The sequence below is a fragment of the Pseudonocardia sp. HH130630-07 genome (assembly GCF_001698125.1).
GTDB lineage: Bacteria > Actinomycetota > Actinomycetes > Mycobacteriales > Pseudonocardiaceae > Pseudonocardia.
The window spans coordinates 2,685,179-2,699,996 of sequence record NZ_CP013854.1 but is presented as its reverse complement, the minus strand read 5'-3'; the positions used below and the strand labels follow the sequence as shown (position 1 = coordinate 2,699,996).

Genomic DNA, 14,818 nt, shown 5'->3' with positions numbered 1-14,818 from the left:
GATAGGAGTGCCCGCGTGTCCCGATCCCCGCTCCGGCCGACCGCACTGGTGGCCGGCCTGGCCGCACTGGGGCTGGGCCTGACCGCCTGTGGTTCCGGCCAGATCGACGCCCCCACCAGCCCGGACACCCCGCAGGTCCGGATCGTCACCTCCACCGACGCCTGGGGCGCGGTGGCCGAGGCGGTCGGCGGGAACTACGCCCAGGTCGAGTCGATCATCAACTCGGCCAACCAGGACCCGCACGGCTACGAGGCCACCCCCCGGGACGCGGCCACCGTCGGCGGCGCCCAGCTCGTCGTCACCAACGGCGGCGGGTACGACGCGTTCATGACCGGTCTCGTCGACGCCTCGGGCACCGCGGTCCCGGTCGTCGACGCCGTCGCCGCCTCCGGGCTGGAGGGCTCCGCGGAGGCCGCGGAGGGCGGCGAGCACGCCCACGAGCACGCCCCCGGCGAGGAGCACGCCCACGAGGGCGAGAGCCCCGAGGAGCACGCCGCGCACGCCGACGAGGGAGCCGGCCAGGAGGCGGGCCACGAGGGGCACGACCACGGCGCGTTCAACGAGCACGTCTGGTACAGCCCCGCGACCGTCGCCAAGGTCGCGCAGCAGATCGCCGACCGGCTCGCCGAGATCGACCCGTCCGCCGCGGAGTACTTCCGCAGCAACGCCCAGACCGTCAGCGGCGGTGCCGCCCAGCTGACGTCGAAGGCCACCGAGGTCGGTAAGGCCCACCCCGGGGCCAGGGTCGCGGTCACCGAGCCGGTGCCGGACTACCTGCTGCAGGCCGCCGGTGTGCAGGACGCGACGCCGCCGGAGTTCTCCGGCGCCGTCGAGGAGGGCACCGACCCGCCGGCCGCCGTCGTCGCGACGATGCTCGACCTGTTCCGCACCCAGCCGCCGGTCGACGCGCTGATCGTCAACAGCCAGACCCAGTCGGCGAGCACCGACCAGGTCCGGGCCGCCGCCGAGCAGGCCGGGGTGCCGGTCATCGAGATGTCCGAGACGCTGCCCGACGGCACCGAGGACTACCTGCAGTGGATGAACGCCAACCTGGACCAGCTGGCCGGTGCCCTCGGTCGCTGACCCGGCGGGTGGGAGGAGACTGCCCCCATGAACGACCCGTCAGCCCGCCCCGCGCTCTCGCTGCGCGGGGCGGGCCTGCGTTTCGGCGACCGCACGCTGTGGTCCGGGCTCGACCTGGACGTCGCGCCCGGTGAGTTCGTCGCGGTCCTCGGCCCGAACGGCTCCGGCAAGACGACGCTGATGCGCGTCCTGCTCGGCCTGCTGCCGCTGTCGCAGGGCAGCGTCACCGTCGCCGGGGCGGAGCCCCGCCGGGGCAGCCCGGAGATCGGGTACGTGCCCCAGCAGCAGCCGCTCGACCCGGACCTGCCGCTGCGCGGGCGCGACCTCGTCGCCCTCGGGCTGGACGGGCACCGGTTCGGGCCGGTCCTGCGCGGTCGCCGCGAGCGCCGGGAGAAGGTGCAGCGTGCGCTCGCCGAGGTCGGCGGGTCCGGGTACGCCGACGCCCCGGTCGGCCGGCTCTCCGGCGGCGAGCAGCAACGGCTGCGGGTCGCCCAGGCGCTGGTCGGGGATCCGGCGGTGCTGCTGTGCGACGAACCGCTGCTGTCCCTGGACCTGTCCCACCAGCGCACCGTCACCCGGCTGATCGACGGGCGCCGGCGCTCCGCCGGCACCGCGGTCCTGTTCGTGACGCACGAGATCAACCCGGTGCTGCCGCTGGTCGACCGGGTCCTCTACCTGGTCGACGGCCGGTTCTCGGTCGGCCGGACCGACGAGGTCATGACCTCCGACGTGCTCTCCCGGCTCTACCGCACCGAGGTGGACGTCCTGCGGGTGCGCGACCGGCTGGTCGTCGTCGGGGCCGAGGAGGCCGCCGCCTGATGGACGGCTTCTTCTCCGTCGAGGACACCCTCGCCCTGCTCGACGAGGCGTTCGTGCAGAACGCGTTGATCGCCTGCGCCGTCCTTGGACTGGTCGCCGGGCTGCTCACCCCGCTGGTCGTCAGCCGGGGCATGGCGTTCGCCGTGCACGGCACCGCCGAGCTCGCGTTCACCGGCGGCGCCGCGGCGCTGCTCGTCGGGCTGGAGGTGGGGCTCGGCTCGGTGGCCGGCGCCGTGATCGCGGCGCTGATCTTCGGGATCCTCGGCCTGCGCCGGCGCGAGCGGGACTCGGTGATCGGGGTCGTGATGGCCTTCGGGCTCGGCCTGGGCGTGCTGTTCCTGTCGCTCTACGACGGCCGGTCCGCGAACCGGTTCGGCCTGCTCACCGGCTCGATCGTCTCGGTCGACGGGACCAACCTGGGCGTGCTCGCCGTGGTGGCGGTGCTCGTGCTCGCCGCCCTGCTCGTGGTCTACCGGCCGCTGCTGTTCGCCAGCACCGACCCGGACGTCGCGCTGGCCCGCGGCGTCCCGGTGCGCGCGCTGTCGCTGGTGTTCGCGGTGCTGATCGGGCTGGTCACCGCGCTGGCGGTGCCGATCGTCGGCGCGATCCTGGTGCTGGCGGTGATGATCGTCCCGGGTGCCGCGGCGAACCGGGTCACCGCGAACCCGGTGCTGGCCACCGTCATCGCGGTCGTGATCGCCGAGGTGTCGCTGGTCGGCGGCACGATCCTCTCGCTGGCCCCCGGGCTGCCGGTCTCGGCGTTCGTGGCGACGATCGGGTTCGCCGCCTACGTCCTGTGCCGGGTGGTCGCCCGGCTCCGCGGCCGCGCGCCGGCCCGGGCCTGAGTTCGTCGGCCTCAGCCGGCGCCCAGCCGGGCGGTCCGGACGCTGTTCCGGCTACCGGGACGCCCGTCGAGGTGCCGCCGTGCCGCATACATCCCAGTACGTGCCGTCCGGCCTCGTCGAACGTCGCACTCGGGGCGTATTCAGGCTTCCTCGCGTCCGCCCCGTTGATCGCCGACGATCTCGGCTGAGGCGAGGGCTTCTGCGGGGAGCAGGCGCTTCGCCCCTACAACTTCGACTCCGAGTAGACGGCCGGACCGGTCGAAATCGAGGTTGATCTCACCGATCTGATCATGGCCCGGCGGAACGAGCCCCGTGATACCGGGTGCGTCGCACCCGCCCGGCCCTATGTGACCCGCGAGGGATATATAGGCGACATCCACGTCGGCCTCGTATCTGATCAGCATTCTCACCCCTTCGTAGCTGTGATGATGGTCCCGTCCCGGTCGTTCACGACGACCCGAATCTGATTCTTACCCTTGCCTTGAGAGAAGACCGAGGTATTGGGCTGGTTGCCACGACTACGCTTCCCGTTCTGGACAACTTGCTGCATCAGCTGCTGACTGATTCCCCGCTGGGCGAGGCGGCCGGCAACATGGCCACTGAGGCGCGCCATCAGCGCGAGCGCTGGAATCCAAAATGGGTCGGCTACCACCGGGAACTGCGTGGTGGAGTTGCTATGGATTGTCTGGACCAGCGCCTGCCCGGACACCGTGAAGCTTGTGGGGACCGCTCTCCCGGCCGCGTCGGTCGCCCATGGCGGGGCGAAGCTTCCTTCCACGAAACCCTCGCTGTCGATGACAGCTACAGAACCGTCGGCCAGCTTCTGCAGATGTACGTCTGGATTGAGAACATCAAATCGATAGCTACGCGGCGCATCGACGTTCGGCACGTGCACGACAGCCTGGAAAGATCCTCCTTCCTGCCCGGTGACAGCAGTCCGAGAACCACCCTCCGATGTCGACCACCTCGGCTCGGCATCCACCTGGTCGCCGGAGAGTCGACTGGACGGGTCTGGGGCTCCTGGCAGTCTCAGTGAGCCTTTGCCAACCTGGTCAGGTGTTGACGATCATGAGGGTCTGAACTGCGGCGATGAGCTGTCCGGCCCGGTTCGGGCTGGAGCGGATCTTGCGCAGGATCTTCCAGTTCTTCAGCTCGGCGTTGACCCGCTCACCGGGTCCGCGGCGGCGTGAGTGAGCGGCGTTGACCTCGCGCTGGTTGTGCGACAGCGGGCGGAACCGGCCGGTGTCGGGGTCCTTGCGTCGCCGCCGGTGCGGGACCGCGACCGTCGGGCCGGCGCCCTGATATGCGGTGTCGGCAGCCGCCCGGATCCGGTGCTCGGTCAGGGCGTCGATGATGCCGTGCTCGCGGGCGGCGCCTATGTCGTGGCGGGCTCCGGGAAGCGGCGGGGAGATCCACACCAGCCGGCCGGCGGGGTCGGCGATGACCTGGACGTTGAGTCCGTGGCACTTGTGCTTGCCGGAGTAGAACCCGCGGTCATAGCCCGAGGCCATCCCGACGCGGTCGATGCGCAGCAGGGTGCCGTCGAGGATGACGAACGCTTTCCCGATGGCGACGTCGATCGCCTGCTCCAGGGTCGGGGCCATCGCCGCGAGCAGCTCGATCGCCTCGCGCAGGTAGCGGTAGACCGTCGAGGTCCCGACCCGGAAACCGCAGGCGAGGTCGGTGTAGGTCTCGCCCTTGCGCAGGTGGGCGACCACGAGCAGGGCCTGGCGGCCGCACGTCAGCTTCCGCCACCGGGTCGCCCGCTGGTTGCGGTGCGCGCGCAGCGCGTCAGAGAGTACGTGCAGGGCACGGCTGGACACGGTCATCCCGGACGGGTAGGACAGCACCTTGAAGCTCCTGGTTGGACGGTTTCGATCTCAGCAATCGCCCGTCTACCAGGAGCTTCACCCATTCGAGGGCACGCCACGCCGCACAGGCTCTGACCAGCCCCAACACCAGGTTGGCAAAGGCTCACTGAACCCTTTCCAACCTGACAGTCACGAGGTCGGCGGGGTCGCGGCGTGGCGGCCCGGAAACTAGAAGAGCTCCTGGTAGACGAGTGATTGTCTAGATCAACTCGTTGTCCACCAGGAGCTCCGGTGCTTTCCTACCCGTCCGCGCTGTCGGTGTCCACTCGCGCGCTGATCACCTTGACCAACGCCCTTCAGCGCAGCCGCAACCAGCGCGGTACTCGCTGGCGGCGCCTCCCGATCGGTCGTCACGCCCTGCTCGCCCTGGCGCACCTGCGCAAGGGCGAGACCTACCCCGACCTCGCCGCTGGTTTCGGGGTCGGCACCACCACGGCGTTCCGCTACATCCGCGAAGCGATCGACGTCCTCGCCGCCGCGGCACCGAACCTGACCGAGGCGATCGCGGTCGCGCGGCGGAAGGCGTTCGTGATCCTCGACGGCACCTTGCTGCGGATCGACCGGGTCGCCATGGCCTCGGGGCGCGACCGCCCGTACTACTCGGGGAAGTGGAAGTGCCACGGCATGAACGTGCAGGTCATCAGCAACCCGGCCGGTCGTCTGGTCTGGGCGTCGCCGGCGTTGCCCGGTGCGCGGCATGACATGGGTGCCGCCCGCGAACACGGGATCATCGACGCCCTCACCGTCGCCGGGGTGCAGGTGGTCGCCGACAGCGGATACCGCGGTGCCGGTGCGATGTTCCACCTCCCACAGCGACGCCGACCCGCCGATCGCGACACCGGCGAGCGCCGACGGCTCTCACCGAGTCAGCGGGAGGTCAACGCCGCCCACGCAGCGCAACGCGGCCCCGGTGAACGCGCGAACGCGATGTTCAAGAGCTGGAAGATTCTGCGGAAGATCCGGTGCTGCCCGCAGCGGACCACCGCGCTGGTCAACGCGATCCAGACCCTCATCCTCGCTGGCTGACGCCAAGTGGAAAGAGTTCACTGACCAGTTGTCCCGAGTCAGGCCTGGCTTTGCCAACCCTCTGCTCTGGACAGCACCCGTGACCTGCTGACCTGGATGGTTACGAATCTGCCCGACGCTCACGCACGAGTAATTTGAACGAGGCCACCCAGAGGTACTCGATCGGGCCGCGACGACGCCAGCGAAGCCACAGCGCGGCGAACGCCAGTAGAATTCCCGAGATTGCCGCGAACACGGCATAGGTACCGAGTACCGGGTCCACAGTACGCACTACATTGCTCTGGAAAATGGTTCGTTCGAGCACGACGCCGAGGACGTTCTGGAGTAGGTAACAGCTGAGTGCCATCGTCCCGACTCGGCCGAGTGCGTGGGCGAATCGGCCGGGAGCTCGGTGCTGATAGAATTGGGCGACCGCCGCCAGGATACCGAGAGCGACCAGCGGGGCGGTACCGTAGCGGGAGTAGCTACTAAGGGTGCCGCCGTCATAAGTGCCGAGTACGAAGTCCACCGGCAGTGCGACCACCAGTCCGATGACGATGAGCCATCGGCGCAGCTGAACGCCCTCCGTCCTGAAGATCCCGGCCCGGTAGAGCTTCCCGCCGAGCAGGAACAGCGGAATCCCCATCAGCAGGATCGTGGAGAACTCAGAGTATATTGTGAAAGCGTTGCCGATATTGCGGATGTTTGAGTTGACCAGCGACCAGTAGCCGCCGTCTTCGGTGGGGACGCGGGCGGCCCGGGACAGCTCCGGGAGCGATAGCGCCTCGCCCCTGGGGGGCACCGTGAGCGAGGATGTGAGGACGAGCACGGTCAGGTGCAGTGCGAAGAACACACTGATCAGCCACCATTGCACTCGATCGCTAGTCAGGAGCAGGAACGCGACGAGTAGGCCAGTGACCGCGTAGGCCCGTAGGACATCGAATTGGACCACAAAGACGTAGTTGATGAGTCCGTCGAGGAAGAGCAGCCCGGCGCGGACTGGGTAGGTCCCTGGCCAGGTCCGTCCGCCCCGGAGAGCGGACTGGCGCTGGATCTCCAGCCCGATCCCGAACATGATCGTCAGCAGGCCGAGGAACTTGCCGTTTGGCAGCCACTGGGAAACCTCGCCGATCCAGTCTGGGAGGAGAGGGGTGGCTGCAGAGCCGACGTTGATCGTAAAGATCCAGATATTGCTGGCAAGGGTACCGACAATCGCGATCCCACGCAGCACATCCAGGGTCTCGATCCGGTCGTCACTAGACACGTTGGGCATACCGAATCACTGGCGCGGTAGTCGGGCAATATGGGGTCCCCGCGGCTCAAGGGCCACGGGAGTCGGACTCCTCACAGGTAGCTCCTCGTGCGGAAGGGGTCGACACCGAACAGGCCGGGCCCTCTCGGGTGGTCTGGGATGCCCCAACCGGGGTTTTCAGGTGTGGTCCTGGGTCCTGTCTGCACATTCGCGGTCTCGGTGTCCTGGACGTTGCCGAGCTTTACCGGGACCTGGCGGGCGTTGCTACCGATGGTCAGTGTGACTTGCTGGCCAGGGGTGAAGTTCCCGACCCGCGCGATCAAATCCTCAAAGTCGGCGACCGGATAGTTGTCGATCTTGGTGATAACGTCGCCGGTCTTCACGCCCGCGGTCGCAGCCGGGGTCCCGGACTGGACCGTGTCGACTCGTGCGCCGCCAGCTTCACTGCTCGTTTCAGCTTTGTTGCTGGTGCTGTTCTCGGCGTGGCGGGCGGGCGACGCTGTGCCTTGAACTCCCAGTTGAGGCTTGGTCGCGACCCCGCTAGACATGAGTTCCTGAGCGACCCGCTTGGCGGTGTTCACCGGCACCGCGAAGCCGAGCCCGATCGAGCCGGGGCTACGCCCTGTTGTGGCTATCGCGGAGTTGATCCCGATGACTTGGCCGGCAAGGTTCACCAGCGGGCCGCCCGAGTTACCCCGGTTGATTGGGGCATCGGTCTGCAGCCCATTATAGACGACCCGAGTACCGCCGCCATCACCTGCGGTGACAGTCCGGTTCAAGGCCGACACGATGCCCGCGGTGACGGTACCGGACAGACCCTGCGGCGAGCCGGTGGCAACAACCTGCTGGCCGACCTGGACACTGCTGGCCTCACCGAACGTGGCGGCCTTCAGGTTCGACGCTCCTAAAAGACGGATAACAGCCAGGTCGTAGCTCGGGGAGGTACCGACGACCTTTGCACGGTAGCGGGTGCCGTCGGCGGTCGACACGCTGATCTCGCTGCCGGCGCGGGTAAGGAGGTGGTTGTTGGTGAGGACCGCGCCGTCACTGGTGAGGACCACCCCCGATCCCTCGATCGTGCCCTGAGCCGCGCGGACTCTGATGTCGACGGTGCTGGGAGCGATCGCGGCGGCTGCGCCAGCGATTGTGCCATTCCCAACCTGGGCTGAAGCGCCGGAGTTGGCGACGCTCGACAGCGGTGCCGACCCTGTCGTACCGAGGGCGGCATAGGCACCACCGAAACCGGCACCCCCACCGATCAGACCGGCAGCCACCATCACTGCGACCAGCCCGGCGCCGAAACGGCGGGGCAGCTTGAAGGCCGGTACTGGCGTCGGGGAAAGCGGATACACCGAGTTCGGCGGGCTGCCCAAGTTCTGTGTCGAGCCCGCAGGACTCGCAGAAACTTCGCGCCGCGGTGGCTGATCTGAAAACGTCTCGCAGCCGGTATCGACTCCAGATGTCACCCCCAGCTCGCCACCATCGCCATGCACAGAACAATCCCCGGGCACCCTCGGACCAGACCGATCAGAAGCCACAGCTTCATCCCTGGTAGAGGTCCGTCCGTCAGCTCGTCTCCAGAGCCCAGCCCATACTCGGTTCATAGTCTGACTGTGCGACATGACCCTGAAACAAACCTGTGACCACACCAGAAATCTCCCGAGGACCCGCCGGACACCCAGGGTCCCGGCAAAGTCACGTGATCCTGTAACTGGTCAGGGTACGGAGGGCGTCGCGGGCGTGCTGGCGTAGCGCGGCGGCGACGTTGGTGACCCCGGCCAGCCGTAGCGCGGTGATGGCCGGGTTCCGCAGCGCGGCCATGATCTGCGGCCCGGCCGCTGTTCGCACTGCCGAGCGGTCCTCGTCGAAGGACACGTCGCGGACCCAGTGCAGTCCAGGGGGTCGGCAAAGTCAGATGATCTTGAGTAGTCGGAGGGGGCGCAGCGCGTCGCGGCTGTGATGTCGTACTGCGGCGGCGATGTTGGTGGCTCCGGCGAGGCGGTGCAGGCTGATCACCAGGTTCCGGAGCGAGGCCATGACCTGGGGTCCGGCAACGGTTCGGATGGTGGAGTGGTCCTCGGCGAAGGTGACGTCGCGGACCCAGTGCAGCGCGTTCTCGATCTGCCAGTGAGCCTTTTTCAACCTGCCGTTCCGGCAGCTCAGGGGCCTGGTTGTGTGGGTGCAGACGCCGAGCTGGCGAGCCGGTGACCTGTGCAGCTGTGGTCAGAGCAGTTGCGCTGCAACCTTCGCGATCTCCTGACGCAGAAGCTCGCTGGTCAGGTTGAAAAAGGCTCAGTGTCAAGCGATCATCTTCGGACGCCATCACAGACGAGACCGTGCCGGAAGATGTCGCCACGGCACGGACGATAGAGCTGCCTGATAAGGGAGTCGCCTGCTCCGACTGTAAATCGATCGCTTGAGCTACTTCACGCAATGAGCCTTTCCCAGTAGTGGGGAGCGGCTGGCGGCGACACGCCGTGACGTGGAGGTGCTCAACGAGGGGGCGGGACCCCAGTAGAAGAGGTCGGTCCGCTCAAAGATCGACTCACCACCGAGGTCCCGCGTGCCCGATCCTGTCACCTACACCGCCGTGCTCCCGATCGGGGAGCCCACCGCGTCCATGTTGTCGCGACTGTTGGCCGAGGAACGCCTCCGGCGCGGGACCCGGCGCGGGCGCCGCGCGCTGGACTGTGACCGCCACGCGGTGCTGGTGCTGCGCTGGTTCCTCGACGCCACCCGGGTCGCCCAGCTCGCCGCCGACAACCAGCTGAGCCTGTCGAGTACCTACCGCTACCTGCACGAAGGCATCGACGTCCTGGCCGCCGCCGCGCCTGGACTGCCCGGCGCGCTGCTCGCGGCCCGCACCGCCGGGCACACCCACGTTCACCTCGACGGCACCGTGATCCACACTGACCGCTCCCGCACTCCCGGACCGACCCCGGGAGTGGATCTGTGGTGGTCGGGCAAGCACCACGTCCACGGCGGGAACGTTCAGGTCCTCACCGCGCCTGACGGGTGGCCGTTGTGGACATCCCCGGTGCGCCCGGGCCGCGAGCACGACACCACCTGCGCCCGCGGCCACCCCGGCCTGCTCGACGCGATCGAGGACTGGACCGACGACACCCACGTCGTGCTCGCCGACCTCGGCTACGACGGTGAGAACACCCGCCTGACCTGCCCGTTCAAGACCCCCACCGGCAGTGGGCTGTCGGAGGACAAGCGCACCGTCAACACGCTGCACTCCGCCGTCAGGGCTGTGGCCGAACGCGGGAACTCCCTGCTCAAGACCACCTTCAAGGCGCTGCGTCGGGTCAGCTTCTGCCCCTGGCGGATCGGCGCGATCACCGCCGCCGCGCTCGTTCTCCTCCACGTCGAGCACGACCGAACCACATGATCAACCAGCACCTACTGGGAAAGGCTCAATGCATTATCGGGCTGCGCCGGACTCTGCGTGAACACTACTGCAGTCATGGCAAGAGCAAACGTGACAGTCAGGGCGACAGGGGGACGAGACCCAATCATGGCTCCTCCAGAGCACGAGCGAAAGTAGAACTCTAGAGAGCGAGCGATGGGAATGCAATACGGTCGGGCATTGTCGGAGGTGCGCCCGGCTGCCGGGGACAACTGCACAACGGTGCCGTACGCCCGGCCCCTTACCGGCGGTCCGCCTGAAGCGGCCGGGCAAAGACCATCGGTCGAGGTGGGAAGGTCCTGACGTCTCCGCCCGGGACGACTGGCGCCTGGGAACCTACGAGTTCGTCCCGGCTGCGCGAGGACAGCCGAACAGCACGACCAGCTCACCACGCGGAAGAGATGGTTCACGTCGACGGTACGGGCCGGGAACCGGTCTCAGCCGTACACGCGAAGTACGACTGATTCTCCCGTTCCCGGCGCCTCGCCGTCAGCGCGCGGCGCGCCGCCGGCGGGCCACCTCGGCCAGCACCACGCCGGTGGCGACCGAGGCGTTCAGCGACTCGACCGCCCCGGCCAGCGGGATCGACACCGTGACGTCGCAGGTCTCACGGACCAGCCGGGACAGGCCCTTGCCCTCGGACCCGGTCACGACGACCAGCGGCCCGGTGGCCAGGTCGAACTCGTCCAGCGAGACGTCGCCGTCGGCGGCCAGCCCGGCGACCATCAGCCCGGCCGAGGCGTACTCGCGCAGCGTGCGGGTCAGGTTCGTCACCCGGGCCACCGGGACGCGCGCGGCGGTCCCGGCCGAGGTCCGCCAGGCGACCGCGGTCATGCCGGCGGCCCGCCGCTGCGGGACGACCACGCCGTGCCCGCCGAACGCCCCCACCGACCGGACGACCGCCCCCAGGTTGCGCGGGTCGGTCACCCCGTCGAGCGCGACGGCCAGGGCCGGGCGGTTCGTGTGGGCCGCGGCCTCGAGCAGGTCGTCCGGGTGCGCGTAGGAGTACGGCGGCACCTGCAGCGCGAGCCCCTGGTGCAGCGCGCCCCCGCTGATCCGGTCGAGGTCGTTGCGCGGCACCTCGAGGATCGAGATGCCCTGCTCGGCGGCCAGCGCGACGGCCTCGGTCACCCGCTCGTCGGCCGACACCCCGGTCGCCACGTACAGCGCGGTCGACGGGACACCGGCCCGCAGGCACTCGACCACCGGGTTGCGCCCCAGCACGGTCTCCGGGCCGTCGCCGTCGCCCCGCCGCCCGGCGACCGGACGGCGGCGCTGCTGCTGGTCGGTCTGGGCGGCCCGGCGGGCCGCGGCCTTCTGCTTCGGGTGTCCCGGCCGCAGCTCGCCGGGCGGGGTCGGGCCCTTGCCACGCAGGGCACGCCGGGGCTGGCCACCGGATCCGATGACCATGCCCTTCTTCGTGCCGTCCTTGCGGATCGCGCCGCGCCGCTTGGAATTTCCTGCCATCAGTCCTACGCGTCCTTCAACGTCCAGGTGGAGCCACCGGCGCCGTCCTCGACGGCGACCCCGGCAGCGAGGAGTTCGTCGCGGAGCCGGTCCGCGGTGGCGAAGTCACGGTCGGCCCGTGCGGCCTGCCTGCGCTCCAGCATCGACTCGACGAGGGCGCCGAGCGCCTGCCGGGCCGCGTCGCCGGCGCCGTCGGCCGCGTCGCCGTGGGCCAGCGGGTCCAGGCCGAGCACACCGGTCATCGCCCGCACGCAGGACGCGGCCCGCGACGCCGTCGCGCCGTCGCCGGCGTCCAGCGCGGAGTTGCCCTCCCGCACCAGCTTGTGCACGGCACCGAGGGCCAGCGGGGTGCCCAGGTCGTCGTCCAGCGCCGCCGCGAACTCGGCGGGCACCTTCGGCGACGGCTCCGGCAGCCCGTACCGCTCCCGCACCCGGTTCACGAACGACTCGATCCGCCGGTACGCGGCGACAGCCTCGTCCAGCGCAGCGTCGGAGTACTCGATCGCCGACCGGTAGTGCGGGCCGACCAGGTAGTACCGCAGCTCGGCCGGGCGGACCCGCTCCAGCAGTGCCTCGATCGCGAGCGTGTTGCCCAGCGACTTCGACATCTTCTCGCCGCCCATGGTGACCCACGCGTTGTGCAGCCAGAACCGGGCGAACGGGTCCCCCGCGGCGTGCGACTGGGCACGCTCGTTCTCGTGGTGCGGGAAGACCAGGTCCAGGCCGCCGCCGTGGATGTCGAACTCCGGCCCGAGGTAGGCGGTGGCCATCGCCGAGCACTCCAGGTGCCAGCCGGGACGCCCGGCGCCCCACGGGGTGGGCCAGCTCGGCTCGCCGGGCTTCGCGGCCTTCCAGAGCGTGAAGTCCAGCGGGTCCCGCTTGGCGCCCGGCTCGCCCTCGCCCTGGTGGACGTCGTCCACCTTCTGCCCGGAGAGCGCGCCGTAGTCGCCGAGGGTGCGGACGGCGAAGTAGACGTCCCCACCAGCCGGGTAGGCGTGCCCACGGTCGATCAGGCGCTCGACCAGCTCGGTCATCTGGGTGATGTGCCCGGTGGCGCGCGGCTCGACCGACGGCGGCAGGCAGCCCAGCGCGTCGTACGCGGCGGTGAAGGCCCGCTCGTGCGTGGTGGCCCACTCCCACCACGGCCGGCCCGCCGCCTCGGACTTGCGCAGGATCTTGTCGTCGATGTCGGTGATGTTGCGGACGAGCGTGACGTCGTAGCCGGCGTGGGAGAGCCAGCGGCGCAGCACGTCGTAGTTCAGGCTGGACCGGACGTGACCTATGTGCGGCAGGCCCTGCGGGGTGGCGCCACAGACGTAGATCGACACGGCTCCGGCCCGCAGCGGCGTGAAGGCACGCTGCTCCCTGGTCGCGCTGTCGAGAAGTCTGAGGCTCACGTCACCAGGGTACGGCTCTCCGATTCGTCCACTACACGGGCGGTGCCCGGGCGGCAAGGTGTCCGCCATGAGTGTTCAGCAGCTCCTGCCCCGGCTCGTCGTGTCCGACGCCGACGCGGCGATCGCCTTCTACTCCGCGGCGTTCGGCGCTGAACTCGTCGAGCGCTACACCGACGGCTCCGGGAACGTGGTGCACGCCCTGCTGCGGGCGGGCGCGGCGACCTGGGCGGTCAAGGACGCCGACGCCGTCGACCCGGCCCCCACCGGTCCGGAGGCGGTGATCATGGCCCTCTACGTGGACGATCCCGACGCCGTCGCGGCGGCGATGGTCGCGGGCGGCGGACGGGTAGTCTTCGAGGTCGACGACCACCCCTACGGCGAACGCGGCGGCCGGCTGGCCGACCCGTTCGGCCACGCGTGGATGCTCTCCCGCCGGACCGGGGACCTGACGGCGGAGCAGATCCAGCAGCGGACCGCGGAGGCCTATCCCTGAGCGGGCAGCAGCAACGCCGTGGCGACGGCGGCGCGGCCCTCGCCGCGCCCGGTGAGCCCCAGCCCGTCGGTGGTCGTCCCGGACACCGCGACCGGACCGCCGACCGCCTCGGTCAGCACCCGCTCGGCCTCGGCCCGGCGGGTACCGATCCGGGGCGCGTTGCCGATGACCTGTACGGCCGCGTTGCCGACCGTCCAGCCCGCCTCACCGAGGAGCCTGCGGACCTCGGTGAGCAGGGCGACACCGGACGCCCCGGACCACTCCGGTCGCCCGGTGCCGAACACCGCGCCCAGGTCGCCGAGCCCGGCGGCGGAGAGCAGCGCGTCGCACACCGCGTGCGCGGCCACGTCGCCGTCGGAGTGCCCGGCGCAGCCGTCGGTCCCCTCCCACAGCAGCCCGGCCACCCAGCAGTCCCGGCCCACCTCGACGGGGTGCACGTCGGTCCCGATCCCGACCCTCATCCGATCCTCTCCCCGGCCCCGGTGAGCAGCAGCTCCGCGATCCGGAGGTCCCACGCCGTGGTCACCTTGAACGCCAGCGGGTCGCCGTCGACGGTCCGCACCGGATCGCCGATCGCCTCGACCAGCCCGGCGTCGTCGGTCCGCGGGTCCGGGGTGCCGGCGTAGGCACGGCGCAGGTCCCCGGCGCGGAAGCCCTGCGGGGTCTGCACCGCACGCAGTGCAGACCGGTCCACCGTGGACACGACGACGCCCGCCCCGTCCACCGTCTTCACGGTGTCCGGAACGGGCAGCACGGGGATGACGGCCGGAGCCCCGGCACGGACCGCGGCCACCACCCGCCGGACCACGTCCGGTGGCGTCAGCGGGCGGGCCGCGTCGTGCACCAGCACGACCTCGGTGCCGGGTCCGAGCACCGCCAGCCCGGCCGCGACCGAGGCGGTGCGGTCCGCACCACCCGGGACGACCGTGACCGGGCGGTCCCCGAACATCGGCCCGGCGGCGGCGACCTGGTCCCCCGGCACGACGACCACGACGTGATCGACCACACCGGGAGCGAGCAGGCCGTCGACCGCACGGACCAGCATCGGGACACCCGACAGCTCGACGAACGCCTTGGGCATCCCGGCGCCCAGGCGGACGCCGGACCCCGCGGCGGGCACCACGGCGACGACGGACACGGCGTTCATCCGACGCCCCGTGTGTGCACCGGCCGG

Annotated in this window: 17 protein-coding genes; 6 read left to right on the top strand and 11 right to left on the bottom strand. The window is 70.1% G+C overall.

The genetic code is table 11. The annotated features are described in order from the left end of the window. Window positions 1-15 precede the first annotated feature (15 nt). From AFB00_RS13175 to AFB00_RS13165, 3 genes are read left to right on the top strand one after another with little or no spacing between them, the layout of a single operon-like run. Window positions 16-1,083, top strand: a complete 1,068-nt coding sequence (locus tag AFB00_RS13175) for a metal ABC transporter solute-binding protein, Zn/Mn family (protein ID WP_197519841.1) — start codon at window positions 16-18, stop codon at window positions 1,081-1,083. 27 nt (window positions 1,084-1,110) lie between these two features. Then, window positions 1,111-1,902 carry a metal ABC transporter ATP-binding protein gene (locus tag AFB00_RS13170; RefSeq protein ID WP_068797474.1) on the top strand — a complete coding sequence of 264 codons (792 nt, stop codon included), beginning with the start codon at window positions 1,111-1,113 and terminating at the stop codon, window positions 1,900-1,902. Next, the gene (locus AFB00_RS13165) at window positions 1,902-2,747 is read left to right on the top strand and encodes a metal ABC transporter permease (protein ID WP_068797473.1); all 846 of its coding nucleotides are present in this window, start codon (window positions 1,902-1,904) and stop codon (window positions 2,745-2,747) included. The genes AFB00_RS13170 and AFB00_RS13165 overlap by 1 nt, the downstream gene beginning before the upstream one ends. Before the next feature lie 140 nt (window positions 2,748-2,887). On the opposite strand, the gene AFB00_RS13160 is transcribed toward AFB00_RS13165, so the two are convergent. The 3 genes from AFB00_RS13160 to AFB00_RS13150 form a co-directional block, all read right to left on the bottom strand. Next, window positions 2,888-3,151, bottom strand: coding sequence for a DUF2283 domain-containing protein (locus tag AFB00_RS13160; RefSeq protein ID WP_068800273.1), 264 nt, complete (start codon window positions 3,149-3,151; stop codon window positions 2,888-2,890). 2 nt (window positions 3,152-3,153) lie between these two features. Beyond that, entirely contained in the window at window positions 3,154-3,642 is a 489-nt protein-coding gene (locus tag AFB00_RS13155) for a DUF4258 domain-containing protein (RefSeq protein WP_068797472.1), read from the bottom strand. Window positions 3,643-3,799: 157 nt separating this feature from the next. Further along, the gene (locus AFB00_RS13150; protein ID WP_068796246.1) at window positions 3,800-4,597 is read right to left on the bottom strand and encodes a transposase family protein; all 798 of its coding nucleotides are present in this window, start codon (window positions 4,595-4,597) and stop codon (window positions 3,800-3,802) included. A 252-nt stretch (window positions 4,598-4,849) separates the two neighbouring features. On the opposite strand from AFB00_RS13150, the gene AFB00_RS13145 reads away from it, so the two are divergent. Continuing rightward, a complete protein-coding gene (locus tag AFB00_RS13145) occupies window positions 4,850-5,644 on the top strand; it encodes a transposase family protein (protein ID WP_068797471.1) in 795 nt (264 codons plus the stop codon). Window positions 5,645-5,744: 100 nt separating this feature from the next. Here the strand turns inward: AFB00_RS13145 and AFB00_RS13140 are convergent, their stop codons facing one another. From AFB00_RS13140 to AFB00_RS13125, 4 genes are all read right to left on the bottom strand, one after another. Continuing rightward, window positions 5,745-6,896 carry a DUF418 domain-containing protein gene (locus AFB00_RS13140; protein ID WP_068797470.1) on the bottom strand — a complete coding sequence of 384 codons (1,152 nt, stop codon included), beginning with the start codon at window positions 6,894-6,896 and terminating at the stop codon, window positions 5,745-5,747. A 71-nt stretch (window positions 6,897-6,967) separates the two neighbouring features. Beyond that, a complete protein-coding gene (locus AFB00_RS13135) occupies window positions 6,968-8,227 on the bottom strand; it encodes a S1C family serine protease (protein ID WP_231974363.1) in 1,260 nt (419 codons plus the stop codon). 343 nt (window positions 8,228-8,570) lie between these two features. Next, on the bottom strand, window positions 8,571-8,750 hold the full coding sequence (locus tag AFB00_RS13130; RefSeq protein WP_083275492.1) for a hypothetical protein: 180 nt from the start codon (window positions 8,748-8,750) through the stop codon (window positions 8,571-8,573). Window positions 8,751-8,786: 36 nt separating this feature from the next. Further along, complete coding sequence (locus AFB00_RS13125) at window positions 8,787-9,017, bottom strand: DDE transposase family protein (protein WP_068797468.1); 231 nt, start codon at window positions 9,015-9,017, stop codon at window positions 8,787-8,789. 478 nt (window positions 9,018-9,495) lie between these two features. On the opposite strand from AFB00_RS13125, the gene AFB00_RS13120 reads away from it, so the two are divergent. Then, window positions 9,496-10,269, top strand: a complete 774-nt coding sequence (locus AFB00_RS13120; protein ID WP_068800130.1) for an HARBI1 family protein — start codon at window positions 9,496-9,498, stop codon at window positions 10,267-10,269. A 507-nt stretch (window positions 10,270-10,776) separates the two neighbouring features. On the opposite strand, the gene rlmB is transcribed toward AFB00_RS13120, so the two are convergent. Then, on the bottom strand, window positions 10,777-11,754 hold the full coding sequence (gene rlmB / locus AFB00_RS13115) for a 23S rRNA (guanosine(2251)-2'-O)-methyltransferase RlmB (RefSeq protein ID WP_068797467.1): 978 nt from the start codon (window positions 11,752-11,754) through the stop codon (window positions 10,777-10,779). A gap of 5 nt (window positions 11,755-11,759) precedes the next feature. Beyond that, window positions 11,760-13,151 (bottom strand): cysteine--tRNA ligase, encoded by a 1,392-nt coding sequence (cysS, locus tag AFB00_RS13110; protein WP_068797466.1) that lies wholly within the window; start codon window positions 13,149-13,151, stop codon window positions 11,760-11,762. 67 nt (window positions 13,152-13,218) lie between these two features. On the opposite strand from cysS, the gene AFB00_RS13105 reads away from it, so the two are divergent. Next, window positions 13,219-13,644 (top strand): VOC family protein, encoded by a 426-nt coding sequence (locus AFB00_RS13105; RefSeq protein WP_068800271.1) that lies wholly within the window; start codon window positions 13,219-13,221, stop codon window positions 13,642-13,644. Here the strand turns inward: AFB00_RS13105 and ispF are convergent. Together ispF and ispD are read right to left on the bottom strand one after the other, a co-directional pair. Continuing rightward, on the bottom strand, window positions 13,635-14,105 hold the full coding sequence (gene ispF, locus AFB00_RS13100) for a 2-C-methyl-D-erythritol 2,4-cyclodiphosphate synthase (RefSeq protein WP_068797465.1): 471 nt from the start codon (window positions 14,103-14,105) through the stop codon (window positions 13,635-13,637). The genes AFB00_RS13105 and ispF overlap by 10 nt on opposite strands. Continuing rightward, window positions 14,102-14,782: a 2-C-methyl-D-erythritol 4-phosphate cytidylyltransferase gene (gene ispD / locus AFB00_RS13095; RefSeq protein WP_197519930.1), complete on the bottom strand. Its 681-nt coding sequence runs from the start codon at window positions 14,780-14,782 to the stop codon at window positions 14,102-14,104. The genes ispF and ispD overlap by 4 nt, the downstream gene beginning before the upstream one ends. Between the last annotated feature and the right edge of the window lie 36 nt (window positions 14,783-14,818).